Genomic DNA, 12,672 nt, shown 5'->3' with positions numbered 1-12,672 from the left:
GTGAGTGTCACGATTCAGCGTCCTGCACGTGAAGTTCACAAAGTCATCTGGAGCAGGGCAGCGCTAACGTGTTAGCTTTAATCAGTAGCGCTTAACTCATCAGGAGCCAGGTATGACAACCGCACCACTTCGCTGGATCAATAATCTGCGTTTGCCCACGCGTGACGGCCTGTGGCAGATAGAAATTGATGAAGGAAAAATCGCCCGTATTTCGGCACAGCCTCAGCAGATAGCCGCCGACGGCGCAGCGCTGGATGCGGAAGGCGGCCTGGCACTCGCGCCCTTTATTGAACCCCATATTCACCTGGATACGACGCAAACTGCGGGAGAGCCTGCCTGGAATCAGTCTGGTACGCTGTTTGAGGGCATTGAACGCTGGGCAGAGCGCAAAGCCTTGCTGAGTCATGAAGATGTCAAACGGCGGGCGATGCAGACGCTGAAGTGGCAAATAGCCAACGGCATACAGTGTGTTCGCACCCATGTCGATGTGTCCGATCCCACCTTAACGGCACTCAAGGCGATGCTGGAACTTAAGGCCGAGATGGCACCCTGGATTACTCTTCAAATTGTGGCGTTTCCACAGGAAGGCATCCTGTCTTATCCCAATGGCGAAGCATTGCTTGAAGAGGCGCTTCGACTCGGTGCCGATGTCGTTGGGGCCATTCCCCATTTTGAGTTCACCCGGGAATACGGCGTGGAGTCCCTGCATAAAACCTTTGCATTGGCTAACCGTTACGACAGGCTGGTGGATGTGCACTGTGACGAAATTGACGATGAGCAGTCGCGCTTCGTCGAAACCGTGGCTGCGCTGGCACACCGCGACGGCATGGGCGCGCGGGTGACCGCGAGCCATACGACGGCGATGCACTCCTATAACGGGGCTTACACATCGCGTCTGTTTCGGCTACTGAAGCTCTCCGGCATTAACTTTGTCGCCAATCCGCTGGTCAATATTCATTTACAGGGCCGCTTCGACAGTTATCCCAAACGCCGTGGCATTACCCGCGTCAAAGAGCTGCTGGAGGCGGACATCAACGTCTGCTTTGGTCACGATGATGTGTTCGATCCCTGGTATCCGCTGGGTACGGGAAATATGCTCCAGGTGCTACATATGGGATTACACGTGTGTCAGTTGATGGGCTATGAACAAATCAATGCCGGGCTCGATCTGATCACCCACAACAGTGCCAGAACGATGAATCTTTCAGGATATGGCATTCAGCGCGGTCATGATGCCAGCTTGATTATTCTGCCAGCGGAGAATGGTTTCGACGCAGTAAGAAGGCAAGTGCCGGTGCGTTATTCGCTTCGTCGCGGAAACGTTATCGCCGCGACACAGCCTGCCAACAGCGCCATCTGTTTAGAACAGTGGGAAGACGTGACCTTTAAACGCTAAAACACGTGGGCGGCGCGGTAACGCCGCCCGACGGGATTAATGCGTGTTGTGACCGTGGGTACGGTGTTTAGTTACCAGACCTAACAGTACGCACATAATAAACACGACCGCGTACAGGCCATTTGCGGTTAACAGCGCGCTGTGAACGCCGCTGTTTTTCACAATTGGTGACGTGACAATAAAGGTCAGCATGGTGCCGACCGTGCCACAGGTCAGGATAAAGTTAACCAGCTTGGGTGAGGCGACTTTGGTTTGCAGCGAGCCCAGGGTAATAATCGTGGTGTAAATCGCACTAGAGCTAAAGCCCAGCGTTAAGATGATCCACCTCAGCATGCCCGCGTCGTGACTGCTCACGAACCAGTACATCAACACCGTCGCCAGGCCAGCCAGAACCATCAGAATACGTTGCAGATCGAAGAAGCGCAGCAGGAAGCTGAACGCCCACATGCCCACCATATAGGCAGTCCAGAAACTTCCCACCAGTTGGCCGGCATCGTCGATGTTCATGCCCATGACCTTCGTCGCGTACTCTGGCACCCAGGAAATAAAGCCTAACTGACCCAGGATGTAGCATAGCGCCGCGATAGCCAGCAGCAGCACGCCAACGCCCCATTTTTCTTTCTCGACGGTCGGGCTGTTCTCTGGCTTACGCAGCACGGGAAACTCAACAAACAGCGTCATGATGAAAATGCCGACGTAAATCACACCAATGCAGACGTAAACCCAGTACCACGGCAGATGGCGCGCCAGCAGAATACCGGCAAGCACAGGGAAAATGGTGCCTGCCATGCTGAAGAACGAATCCGTGAACAGCAGGCGTGAACCGCGCTGACGGCCTTCATACATGTGGGTAATCAGGAATGTCCCAATCGACATGGTAATGCCGCTGACCACGCCAAGTACGAACATGCACAGTGAAAATACCGACAGATCACGGCTGGTCATTAAGCCGATAACGGCTAATACCATGAGTACAAAGCCAAAAATCAGTTGCCGTTTGAGCGGTACAATCACCATCAACCAGGCATTAAGGAAAACCGCAGCCAGAATGCCGCTGTTCAGGAAGGTGAAGGTGTTACCCATACTGTCGATAGGAATCTGGAAATCTTTCGCAATATCGCCCATTACCATGCCGGTGACAATCACCAGTGCGCCGGTAAGCGCGTACGAGAGAAAGCTAATCCAGGTAAGGCCGATACGATTACGATTTGTCATGTTCTGAACCTGTTGAGAAGCCGGAGGGCCTGAAGCGTCAGAAATTGTAAACGTAACCGTGATCTTAATAAACTAACAGTGAAAACAGATGTCATTCATTTCATCAATACTGTGATTTTAGTCACGAAGCGGAAGCCGCTTTATTCCAGCTATAGTGCGCATTGTTAGCGTAAATATAGGTAAAACGCTGGCTCTTGTATTACATGCTCTTTACAATCAATATCGTTTTTGAGCTAGCTCTCCAAAGTAAGGAATTACTCATGTTTAAACGTACTTTGACAGCGGCAGTTGCCCTGTTAGCGCTCTCTTCTGTTTCCGTCTCAGCTTTAGCGGCTAAAGGTGATACGCATGTCCTGCTTAACACCTCTGCCGGCAATATCGAACTCGAACTGAATAATCAAAAAGCGCCGGTTTCCGTTAAAAACTTCGTGGACTATGTGAACAACGGCTTTTACAACAACACGATTTTTCATCGCGTGATTCCTGGCTTTATGATCCAGGGTGGTGGCTTCACCAGTGAAATGCAGCAAAAGCAGACCAACGCGCCGATCAAAAACGAAGCGGATAACGGCTTACGCAATCTGCGTGGCACTATCTCTATGGCGCGTACCGCCGATAAAGACAGCGCAACCAGCCAGTTCTTCCTGAACGTTACTGACAACGCTTTCCTGGATCATGGTCAACGCGATTTCGGTTATGCCGTGTTTGGTAAGATTGTAAAAGGCCAGGACGTCGTGGACAAAATCTCTCAGGTGCCGACTAAAGACGTGGGCCCCTATCAGAATGTCCCCATCAAGCCCGTGGTCATTCTGTCGGCTAAAGTTTTACCCTAATTCGGTGTAATGCCATCTCGTCTCCGGCAAAGGGGAAATTTGCTCTTATACTTAGGGCAAACCTGAGCAGGAGGCGGTATGGCAAACACACTCACAGATAAACAAAAAGCAGTGCTCTGGCAACAGCGGCGACATGCCAGCTATCGGGCAAGTTGCCGACTCGAAGGCTTTACCCTGACAGAACCAGAAATCAAGGGTGAAGATGCAGAAGAGCGCCTGGCCTCACTGAGGAGGCAATATGGCTGCTAATACTGCCGTTACTCAGGACCCCTACCTGTGGCAAAACGACACTGTGTTGAAAAACCGTCTCGGTATTCACGATGCGGCACAGCTGCGTAAAGCCGAGTTAAGCTTCAGTGCCGCACGACTCGCCACGCTTGAACTGGGCCCGCGCAACGCCGGATTACCCTATCTTTGCCATATCCACCGTACGTTGTTTCAGGACGTTTACAGCTGGGCTGGCGAACTGCGTACGCTCGACATCTGGCGCGACGAAACCCCTTTCTGCCATTTCGAGTACATCGAAAAAGAGGGGAATGCGCTGCTGGCAGCACTGGAAGACGAGAAGGGCCTGGCCGATCTCCCTCTGGCTGATTTCGCGAAGCGGATTGCCTGGTACTACTGTGAAATCAATATGCTGCATCCCTTCCGCGAAGGTAACGGCAGGGCGCAGCGTGTTTTCTTCGAGCAGTTGGCTCTGCATGCCGGCTACCTGCTTGCATGGGACAGTCTGAGCGCGGAAGCATGGGTTGCGGCAAATCAGGCCGGGGCGTCCGGTGATGTGCAACTGCTTGAAAAGGCTTTCGCCAGCATCGTCAGTGAAGCCAAAGCTGTCTGAACCGTTGCAGCATAAGGGAGACGCCAGCAGTGTGCCTCCCTGTGCGACATGGGCTTTCCTGCTTCCCCGCATCACACTCACCATGAACAGCATGGTAAGATGCCGCTCTGGACATCACTCTGGATGCCGAGCGATGCGCGCATCCTTCCGGTCTGCCTGAAACCATAACCATGCTGCTGCTTATTGATAACTACGACTCGTTTACCTGGAACCTCTACCAGTATTTTTGCCAACTGGGAGCCAACGTACGGGTAGTGAGAAATGATGCCATCACTCTTGATGAGATGCGCGCCCTGCCGCTGAGCCATTTGGTGATCTCGCCCGGCCCCTGTACGCCCGATCAGAGCGGTATTTCGTTGCAGGCCATTCGCCACTTCGCCGGTCGTCTTCCGGTGTTAGGTGTTTGCCTGGGTCATCAGGCCATCGCTCAGGTTTTCGGTGCGCAGATCGTGCGTGCCCGCAACGTGATGCATGGTAAAACCTCGGCGATACAGCACAATGGTGGTGGTGTGTTCCGTGGCCTTAATCAGCCATTGACCGTGACGCGCTACCACTCTCTTATCGTTAAAGCGGATACGCTGCCTGATGAATTTGATGTCACGGCCTGGAGCCTGCGCGACGGTCAGCCGGATGAGATTATGGGGATTCGCCATAAAACCCTGGCGCTGGAAGGCGTGCAGTTTCACCCCGAGAGCATCCTCAGTGAGCAGGGGCACCTGCTGTTAGCTAATTTCCTGAATCAATGAAGTTGTGTTTGCCTTTAAGTGATTTTTTATGCATATTTCATGATTATTATTTCATCTTGACTCAACGAACCAGTTAACGAGGTTGTCAATGGCAGCGGAAAATATGGCGGTAACGCGGGAGACGTTCGATCAGGTTATTTTGCCTGTTTATGCACCTGCACAGTTTGTACCGGTGAAAGGCAAAGGGAGCCGAGTCTGGGATCAGCAGGGCAAAGAGTATATCGACTTCTCTGGCGGGATTGCCGTCACCGCACTGGGCCATTGTCACCCGGCGCTGGTTGAAACCCTGAAGAAACAGGGTGAAACCTTGTGGCATACCAGCAATGTGTTCACCAATGAACCCGCGCTGCGGCTGGCCAGTAAACTCATCAACGCCACGTTTGCGGAGCGCGTCTTTTTTGCTAATTCCGGTGCGGAAGCCAATGAAGCCGCCTTTAAGCTGGCTCGTTATTATGCCTGCAAACGTCACAGCCCGTTTAAAAGTAAAATTATTGCCTTTCATAATGCCTTCCACGGCCGGACGCTGTTCACCGTTACGGTGGGCGGACAGCCAAAGTATTCCGATGGTTTTGGTCCGAAACCCGCCGATATCGTTCACGTGCCTTTCAACGACCTGGATGCGGTAAAAGCCGTCATTGACGATCATACCTGCGCGATTGTGGTGGAGCCGATTCAGGGCGAGGGCGGTGTGATGCCGGCCACGCCAGCGTTTCTGCAGGGCTTACGTGAACTGTGCGACAAACACCAGGCGCTGCTGGTACTGGATGAAGTACAAAGCGGCATGGGACGCAGCGGTAAATTGTTTGCCTATGAGCACTATGGCGTGACGCCAGACATTCTGACCTCGGCGAAGGCGCTGGGCGGTGGTTTTCCGGTCAGTGCGATGCTGACCACGAATGAGGTGGCCTCAACCATGGCACCTGGCGTTCATGGCACCACCTATGGCGGAAACCCGCTGGCCTGTGCGATTGCAGAAACCGCGCTGGATATCATCAATACACCAGAGGTATTGAATGGCGTGGAAATCCGTCGTCAGCAGTTTGTTGAGGCCCTTAAGGCGATTGATGCGCGTCACGATCTGTTCAGCGATATCCGGGGTAAAGGTTTACTGATTGGTGCAGCCCTGAAACCGCAGCATGCGGGCAAGGCGCGCGATATCCTGAATGCGTCAGCCGCAGAAGGCGTGATGGTGCTGGTGGCCGGGACCGATGTGATGCGCTTTGCGCCATCGCTGATTATCGAGCCTGCCGATATAGAAGAGGGCATGACGCGCTTTGCCAACGCGGTAGAGAAGGTGCTGTCGGCCTGAGTTATTTCCGGCGCAGACTGCGCATCAGCCAGCGGCCATGATGAGGCCGCTGGTTCCAGGCCAAAGATGAGATCGTGTGCATCACTTTCAGATGATCAAGAATGCGCCGGACGTGCTGCTCCAGCACCGTGACGGGCCCCTCGTTAATATCTTCAACGCCCTGCAGCAGATCCGTCTGCGAACTTTCCCCATCATATTCCAGTCGTTGCTGGCAACGTTGCAGTGCAATCTCGCACCATTGCAGATAGTGCTCAGCCAGCGTGGGCGGCAGCATGGTGTGTTCGCGCGCCAGAATCGTCATGGCATTGATGTGTTCAACAATAAACTGGCAGTGCGTGACCCATAAGCGCATATCCTGCAGGTAGCGTGAGTTAAATCCCGGCTCCTGCATCGCCTGATTCAGGGAATTAAACACCGCGTTATGGGCCTGGTTGACCTTAATCCGCTGGTAAGCCAGCTTATCTGGAGACTGCTCCGGGCCGAGTAACATCCGCAGCGCGTCCTGACAGGCCTCCAGTGCATCATGCGCATTCTGACGCAACAGCGCGCTCTGCCACTGCGGCCACAGCCATAACATGCCACCAAAGGCGATCAGGCAACCCATCAGCGTATCCAGCAGGCGGGGCAATAAAAACTGTGCCCCGTTAAGGGAAAGCAGTTGCAGCGTATAAACGGCCGTGACCGTAAATCCTACCATCGACCAGCCGTAAAACTGTCGGGTAAAGCGATAGCTGATAAAGGTAATGGCCAGCATGATGCTCAACACCAGCGGCTCTGGCACATCCAGGCGCAGCGAGGCTGCCGCAATGACCAACCCGGCAAAGGTGCCCAGGGCCCGGTGCTGGATACGAACCCGGGTTGCACTGTAGTTGCTCTGGCTGACAAACATGATTGTCATCAAAATCCAGTAGGGCTTTGGAATGGAGAAAAACACCGCCAGGGCGCTGCCCAGCATCAGCATGACGGCAAAACGACCGGCGGTGCGCAGCGCGGAAGAACGCAGCGACAGATAGCTTCGCAGCGCGGGCAGCAGCGGCAAACGACGCTGGCGATCGGCCATCAGGTCACGTTGATAAAGCGGCTTTTGGGTACGAAGTACCCGGGCGATGCGGCTGAAATGATAGAGGCAGAAGTTACCCACCGGATTGTCCGGATGCTGGCGGGCGATTTTTTCCAGCGCACCCAGCTGCTTGTCCATATCAAAACGGCTGGAGAGTTGGTGATACAGAATATCGTCGGCCAGCTCGCGCAGTCGGGCTGAAATCGTCCTGGCATTCCAGCGGATAACGGCTTCCGCATGGCTTTGTTCCACCAGCTTCTGGACTTCTTCCGGCTGATGCAGGCTGACGGAGATATGTTCCTGTAAATCCAGCGCCACCTGAAATGCCCGGGTCAGACGTTTATGGCTGTGATCGCGGCTTGCGGACAACATATGCATCTGTTGGTAGCAGGTGTTAATCAGGTCGACTGCTTTTTGCTGACGCACCAGCAGGGGCGGCAGGGCTTTTTCAGGATCGGTAAGCTGCGTCAGCAAGCTGTACTTTGCGTCACAGTAATTTGCCAGCTCACGGTAGATTAAACTCAGGCTTTCGCGCATCGGCTGCTCTTTCCACAGCCAGAACCAAAACCAGTTGAATAATCCGTACCAGAGCGTACCGCCGATATAGAGCAGCGGAGGCACGTAAATGGGCATACGGCCAATCAGGCTGATGGTAAAAATCGCGGCAATGAGCGTACCGGGTAGCAGTCGGGCGTGCAGCGGGCTGATTTCACCGGTGACGCCAAGGAGTAACGGCATCGCAAACAGAATCAACGGCAGAGGGACGTCTTTGAGCAGTAGCCACTGCATCAGCAAACTGCCAAAGGCAAACAGGCTGCCGCCAATAATCAGGCGCTTAAAGAAACGTTTGTGCGGTGTATCCAGGCCAGCAATATTGCAGCAGGCGGGAACTAATGAGAACAGCAACCCTTTTTGCAGATCGCCAAACAGCCAGCCGAGCGCGACCGGAAGGCACAACACCAGAGTCTGGCGCAGCGCATAGTTAACTTCGGGGTGATAAATTATTCTTCGCCACATGGGCTCAACACAAGATATTCACGGCATAATGTTGCCATCACGCCGTGAATAATAAGGCTTAGCGGGTGCCGTAAACAACGATGGTTTTGCCGTGTGCGGAGATCAGATTCTGATCTTCCAGCATCTTCAAGATACGGCCCACGGTTTCACGTGAACAACCAACGATTTGGCCAATTTCCTGACGAGTAATTTTAATTTGCATGCCGTCAGGATGCGTCATGGCGTCAGGCTGTTTAGCCAGGTTAAGCAACGTCTGTGCAATGCGTCCGGTGACATCCAGGAACGCGAGATTTCCCACTTTTTCTGACGTCACCTGGAGACGGCGCGCCATCTGTGAAGAAAGACGCATCAGAATATCCGGGTTAACCTGGATGAGCTGACGGAATTTCTTGTAGGAAATTTCTGCTACTTCGCACGCCGTTTTCGCACGTACCCAGGCGCTGCGTTCCTGACCTTCTTCAAACAGGCCAAGCTCACCAATAAAATCGCCTTGATTCAGGTAAGAAAGAATCATCTCCTTGCCTTCTTCATCCTTAATCAGTACCGCGACGGAACCTTTCACGATGTAGTAAAGCGTTTCGGCTTTTTCACCTTGATGAATCAGCGTACTTTTGGATGGATACTTGTGAATATGGCAATGGGACAGGAACCATTCAAGTGTAGGGTCTGTTTGCGGTTTGCCGAGAACCATTCGCTATTATCCTCTATTGTAATCGTGCCCAAAATACAGGGCTCTGTTTCCCTGCCAGGCGATGAAAGCGTTAAGCGTGTTTCCATTCAGGAAATTATTCGGGCTGCATTCGGCGCAGTGCGCATAATTCTTCCCGGCTTCATCTTCGGATGACGAAAAAATATTTTCAGCACTGTTTGTAGCACAGCTTTCGCCGACTGTCTTGTGTTGTCTCGCTTCAGCAATGAGGCTGATTTCTCTGGATTGCTGTTTACCAGGCAAAAGCGTACTCTGGCGCAAAAACAGGGTATTCTGGGGGCGAAATTATGCAGGCAAGAGTCAAATGGGTTGAAGGGTTAACATTCCTCGGCGAATCATCATCCGGCCATCAGGTCTTAATGGATGGTAATTCCGGTGATAAAGCGCCCAGTCCTATGGAAATGGTGCTGATGGCGGCCGGTGGTTGCAGCGCAATCGATGTGGTTTCAATTTTGCAAAAAGGCCGCAACGATGTGGCTGATTGCGAAGTAAAACTCGAATCAGAGCGTCGGGAAGAAGCCCCTCGCATCTTTACCCGTATCAACCTGCATTTTATCGTGAGTGGAAAAGCACTTTCAGATAAAGCCGTGGCGCGTGCGGTCGACCTGTCGGCGGAAAAATATTGCTCGGTTGCCATTATGTTAGGCAAAGGGGTCGCGATCACCCACAGCTACGAGGTTATCGAGCTGTGATCTCTCAGAGGCCCGCGCGGCCTCTGATTTTATTCAATGCGTTTGCCTTCCATAAGCCGTTTCACCAACGGCGCCATAATCAACTCCATCGCCAGCCCCATTTTTCCGCCCGGTACCACCAGCGTATTGATATTGGAAATGAACGATCCCTGCAGCATGGCCAGCAGATAAGGGAAATCAATATCTTCCAGACACTGAAAGTGAATGACGACAAAACTCTCATCCAGCGAAGGAATGGTGCGGGCCGCAAACGGGTTGGAGGTATCCACGGTAGGGACGCGCTGAAAGTTGATATGGGTGCGTGAGAATTGTGGCGTTATGAAGTTGATGTAATCTTCCATCGAGCGCACAACCGAATCCATGACGGCCTCACGGGAATGACCGCGTTCACCGGTATCGCGGACCAGCTTCTGAATCCACTCCAGGTTGACAATCGGCACCACGCCGACCAGTAAATCCACCTTTTCAGCGACGTTATGCTGAGCCGTCATCACCCCGCCGTGCAGTCCTTCATAAAAAAGCACGTCCGTATCCGGGGGCAGCGGCTGCCACGGCGTAAAGGTGCCCGGCACCTGATTCCAGGGCACGGCTTCGTCGTAGGTGTGCAGGTATTTCCGTGACTGGCCTTTGCCGTGCTCACCGTATTCAATAAAGGTTTGTTCCAGCAGGCCAAAGTCGTTCGCTTCCGGGCCAAAATAGCTGATGTGGCGACCCAGATCGCGTGCTTTACGAATCGCCATATCCATTTCTGGCCGGGTAAAACGGTGAAAGCTGTCACCTTCCAGCTCGGCCGCGTGCAAATTGAGTTGCTGAAAAATTTTACGGAATGCCAGGCTGGTGGTGGTGGTTCCCGCGCCACTGGAACCCGTTACCGCAATGATCGGATGGCGTGCAGACATAGTAAAACTCCCTGTGAAGTCGGGCGATGAGCATTGTTAGCACGATTTTTCATTCTGTGCATCAGCCGCGAAACTCGCTTTTGCGCATGATGTTTACCGATTCGTGAAGCTCAGACCAGACCAGAACCACCTCACCTTGCTGCAGCTGACGTCGCACATCGGCGACTTTTTCCGTCAGGCTGAGTTCCTGTTCACCGTAGTCGGTGCCTTCGCGCAGGACAAAGGCTTCAATTAAATTTTCGAGGGTTTCGGGGGAAACCTGTTGCCAGGGAATCATCACAGGGTTAGCTATCCAGGTAAGGGGAAATCCACTGTGGCACGCGCTGTTCCAGCCACAACTGAGGCTGACGCAAGGTGCCACCAACAAAGCCAACATGACCGCCATGGCGCGTCAGCTGATAGGTAATAGTGGCAGATAATTGGTCATTCTGCGGGATCACCTCATCACTCATAAACGGGTCGTCTTTCGCATGGATGATCAGCAACGGCTTTGCCACCGAGCGAAGCAGCGGCATGGCGCTGGCGCGGCGATAATAATCTGTGGCATCGGCAAAGCCATGTGCGCGGGCGGTGATCGCGTCGTCGAAGTCTCGCAGGCGGCGCAGCGCGCTGAGCTGTTTAAGATCTATGGGTAAAGTGTCAGGCCATGCGTGTAGTTTGCGTTGGGCATTTTTTTTAAGCTGGCTCAGCAGGTAACGCTGATAAACCTGGGAAAATCCACGTTCCAGTCGGGCGCTGCAGGGCTCAAGCAGCAGCGGCGCAGAAACAATAACGCCGGCATCAATGACGGCATCATTGCCCTGTTGCCCCAGCAGGCAACCCAGCATGTTCCCGCCCAGTGAGAACCCCACCGCGGCGGTCGGAACGCGGCCCCAGCGCGTCGTCAGCCAGTTCAGGAAAAAGCGTGCATCCTCGGTTTCTCCTGAGTGATAAATCCGGTTCAGACGATTCGGCTCGCCGCTGCAGCCGCGAAAATGCATCACTACGGCCAGCCAGCCACGTTGCTTGCAAACCTGCATCAGGCCGTGGATATAAGGACTGTGGAAACTGCCTTCCAGACCATGAAACAACACTACGCGCGGTTTATGCTGTGCAAACTGCGGATCTTCACTCCAGGCCAGGTCGACAAAATCACCATCGGGTAAATCAAGCCGTTGCCAGTGAGGCGTGACTCTTATCGTGCGGCGGATGAGGCGCGGCAGCAGGGTTTGCAGATGAGGATTCGCCAGGCCGCGCACAGGGATAAACGCCGCGCCATCCGGGCCCGAAAATTTCATGTTGTAAAGGCTTGTCTGTTCCATATCACACTGTTAGCTTCGATAAGTTTTTACATAATGGAGGGAGAACCCGGTTAAATGGAACTCAGTCTTTTTTTATCACTGTTAGGGTTTCTCTGGGTCGCGGCGATAACACCCGGACCTAATAATATGTTACTCACCGCCTCAGGTGCCAACTTTGGTTTTATTCGCACCATTCCGTTGATGGTTGGCATCATGATTGGTATGCAGCTGATGCTCCTCATGGTGGCGTTTGGCGTAGGAGGATTGATTCTGCTCTATCCCTCATTGCACTTGATTCTGAAAGTGGCCGGTAGCCTCTATTTGCTGTGGCTGGCATGGAAAATCGCCACTGCGGCCTATGAAAAGCTCGAGACCGATGCGGTGCCGGTCGCGCCCATGCCTTTCTGGCAGGGAGGATTGTTGCAGCTGATCAATCCCAAAGCCTGGTTAATGGCCCTGGGGGCGATAGCGAGCTTTAGCCTGGCCGGTGCCGGTTATCATCACTCTGTACTGTTAATCAGCGGGGGGATGTTTATGGTCAATCTGGTGGCGGGCATTATCTGGATGGGCTTTGGCGCCATGATCGGCCGCATTTTACGCAGTCCGCGCGCGTGGAAAATATTTAACCTCAGCATGGGACTGTTAACGGCGGCGTGCGTACTGCTGATCTGGCACTGA

General features: G+C 53.4%; 14 protein-coding genes. 8 read left to right on the top strand and 6 right to left on the bottom strand.

The features are described 5' to 3' along the window. The first annotated feature begins 112 nt into the window (after positions 1-112). Positions 113-1,396 carry a cytosine deaminase gene (locus A6A26_RS03600; protein ID WP_063877497.1) on the top strand — a complete coding sequence of 428 codons (1,284 nt, stop codon included), beginning with the start codon at positions 113-115 and terminating at the stop codon, positions 1,394-1,396. A gap of 36 nt (positions 1,397-1,432) precedes the next feature. On the opposite strand, the gene tsgA is transcribed toward A6A26_RS03600, so the two are convergent. Continuing rightward, a complete protein-coding gene (tsgA, locus tag A6A26_RS03595; protein ID WP_063877496.1) occupies positions 1,433-2,611 on the bottom strand; it encodes an MFS transporter TsgA in 1,179 nt (392 codons plus the stop codon). A 260-nt stretch (positions 2,612-2,871) separates the two neighbouring features. Here tsgA and ppiA point away from each other — a divergent pair, with 260 nt between their 5' ends. The 5 genes from ppiA to A6A26_RS03575 all read left to right on the top strand — a co-directional run bounded on the left by ppiA (position 2,872) and on the right by A6A26_RS03575 (position 6,337). Beyond that, positions 2,872-3,444 carry a peptidylprolyl isomerase A gene (gene ppiA, locus A6A26_RS03590; RefSeq protein WP_063877495.1) on the top strand — a complete coding sequence of 191 codons (573 nt, stop codon included), beginning with the start codon at positions 2,872-2,874 and terminating at the stop codon, positions 3,442-3,444. A gap of 78 nt (positions 3,445-3,522) precedes the next feature. Further along, positions 3,523-3,693 (top strand): YhfG family protein, encoded by a 171-nt coding sequence (locus A6A26_RS24590; protein ID WP_074180980.1) that lies wholly within the window; start codon positions 3,523-3,525, stop codon positions 3,691-3,693. Then, positions 3,683-4,282 carry a putative adenosine monophosphate-protein transferase Fic gene (locus A6A26_RS03585; protein ID WP_063877494.1) on the top strand — a complete coding sequence of 200 codons (600 nt, stop codon included), beginning with the start codon at positions 3,683-3,685 and terminating at the stop codon, positions 4,280-4,282. The genes A6A26_RS24590 and A6A26_RS03585 overlap by 11 nt, the downstream gene beginning before the upstream one ends. A 170-nt stretch (positions 4,283-4,452) precedes the next feature. Then, positions 4,453-5,028, top strand: coding sequence for an aminodeoxychorismate synthase component II (locus A6A26_RS03580; protein WP_063877493.1), 576 nt, complete (start codon positions 4,453-4,455; stop codon positions 5,026-5,028). Positions 5,029-5,116: 88 nt separating this feature from the next. Then, positions 5,117-6,337, top strand: coding sequence for a bifunctional acetylornithine/succinyldiaminopimelate transaminase (locus tag A6A26_RS03575; protein WP_063877492.1), 1,221 nt, complete (start codon positions 5,117-5,119; stop codon positions 6,335-6,337). Between the two features lies 1 nt (position 6,338). Here the strand turns inward: A6A26_RS03575 and A6A26_RS03570 are convergent, their stop codons facing one another. Together A6A26_RS03570 and crp are read right to left on the bottom strand one after the other, a co-directional pair. Further along, positions 6,339-8,414 (bottom strand): YccS/YhfK family putative transporter, encoded by a 2,076-nt coding sequence (locus A6A26_RS03570; protein ID WP_063877491.1) that lies wholly within the window; start codon positions 8,412-8,414, stop codon positions 6,339-6,341. A 58-nt stretch (positions 8,415-8,472) separates the two neighbouring features. After that, positions 8,473-9,105, bottom strand: a complete 633-nt coding sequence (crp, locus tag A6A26_RS03565) for a cAMP-activated global transcriptional regulator CRP (protein WP_000242758.1) — start codon at positions 9,103-9,105, stop codon at positions 8,473-8,475. A 305-nt stretch (positions 9,106-9,410) separates the two neighbouring features. Here crp and A6A26_RS03560 point away from each other — a divergent pair, with 305 nt between their 5' ends. After that, positions 9,411-9,815, top strand: coding sequence for an OsmC family protein (locus tag A6A26_RS03560; protein WP_063877490.1), 405 nt, complete (start codon positions 9,411-9,413; stop codon positions 9,813-9,815). A 29-nt stretch (positions 9,816-9,844) separates the two neighbouring features. On the opposite strand, the gene A6A26_RS03555 is transcribed toward A6A26_RS03560, so the two are convergent. From A6A26_RS03555 to A6A26_RS03545, 3 genes are all read right to left on the bottom strand, one after another. Then, positions 9,845-10,714, bottom strand: coding sequence for a phosphoribulokinase (locus tag A6A26_RS03555; RefSeq protein WP_063877489.1), 870 nt, complete (start codon positions 10,712-10,714; stop codon positions 9,845-9,847). A gap of 61 nt (positions 10,715-10,775) precedes the next feature. Continuing rightward, positions 10,776-10,994 carry a YheU family protein gene (locus A6A26_RS03550; protein WP_063877488.1) on the bottom strand — a complete coding sequence of 73 codons (219 nt, stop codon included), beginning with the start codon at positions 10,992-10,994 and terminating at the stop codon, positions 10,776-10,778. 4 nt (positions 10,995-10,998) lie between these two features. Then, entirely contained in the window at positions 10,999-12,015 is a 1,017-nt protein-coding gene (locus A6A26_RS03545) for a hydrolase (protein ID WP_063877487.1), read from the bottom strand. 54 nt (positions 12,016-12,069) lie between these two features. Between A6A26_RS03545 and A6A26_RS03540 the strand changes: the two genes are divergently transcribed. Then, positions 12,070-12,672, top strand: a complete 603-nt coding sequence (locus tag A6A26_RS03540; protein ID WP_063877486.1) for a LysE family translocator — start codon at positions 12,070-12,072, stop codon at positions 12,670-12,672.

The organism is Pantoea sp. OXWO6B1 (genome assembly GCF_001641135.1).
Classification (GTDB): domain Bacteria; phylum Pseudomonadota; class Gammaproteobacteria; order Enterobacterales; family Enterobacteriaceae; genus Pantoea; species Pantoea allii.
This window is presented reverse-complemented; position numbering and strand designations above follow the sequence as displayed.

Coding starts and splice junctions, on each gene's coding strand:
- A6A26_RS24590 (WP_074180980.1), top strand. CDS start 3,523: ATGGCAAACACACTCACAGATAAACAAAAAGCAGTGCTCTGGCAACAG.
- tsgA (WP_063877496.1), bottom strand. CDS start 2,611: ATGACAAATCGTAATCGTATCGGCCTTACCTGGATTAGCTTTCTCTCG.
- A6A26_RS03560 (WP_063877490.1), top strand. CDS start 9,411: ATGCAGGCAAGAGTCAAATGGGTTGAAGGGTTAACATTCCTCGGCGAA.
- A6A26_RS03580 (WP_063877493.1), top strand. CDS start 4,453: ATGCTGCTGCTTATTGATAACTACGACTCGTTTACCTGGAACCTCTAC.
- A6A26_RS03575 (WP_063877492.1), top strand. CDS start 5,117: ATGGCAGCGGAAAATATGGCGGTAACGCGGGAGACGTTCGATCAGGTT.
- crp (WP_000242758.1), bottom strand. CDS start 9,105: ATGGTTCTCGGCAAACCGCAAACAGACCCTACACTTGAATGGTTCCTG.
- A6A26_RS03555 (WP_063877489.1), bottom strand. CDS start 10,714: ATGTCTGCACGCCATCCGATCATTGCGGTAACGGGTTCCAGTGGCGCG.
- A6A26_RS03570 (WP_063877491.1), bottom strand. CDS start 8,414: ATGTGGCGAAGAATAATTTATCACCCCGAAGTTAACTATGCGCTGCGC.
- A6A26_RS03545 (WP_063877487.1), bottom strand. CDS start 12,015: ATGGAACAGACAAGCCTTTACAACATGAAATTTTCGGGCCCGGATGGC.
- A6A26_RS03600 (WP_063877497.1), top strand. CDS start 113: ATGACAACCGCACCACTTCGCTGGATCAATAATCTGCGTTTGCCCACG.
- A6A26_RS03540 (WP_063877486.1), top strand. CDS start 12,070: ATGGAACTCAGTCTTTTTTTATCACTGTTAGGGTTTCTCTGGGTCGCG.
- A6A26_RS03585 (WP_063877494.1), top strand. CDS start 3,683: ATGGCTGCTAATACTGCCGTTACTCAGGACCCCTACCTGTGGCAAAAC.
- ppiA (WP_063877495.1), top strand. CDS start 2,872: ATGTTTAAACGTACTTTGACAGCGGCAGTTGCCCTGTTAGCGCTCTCT.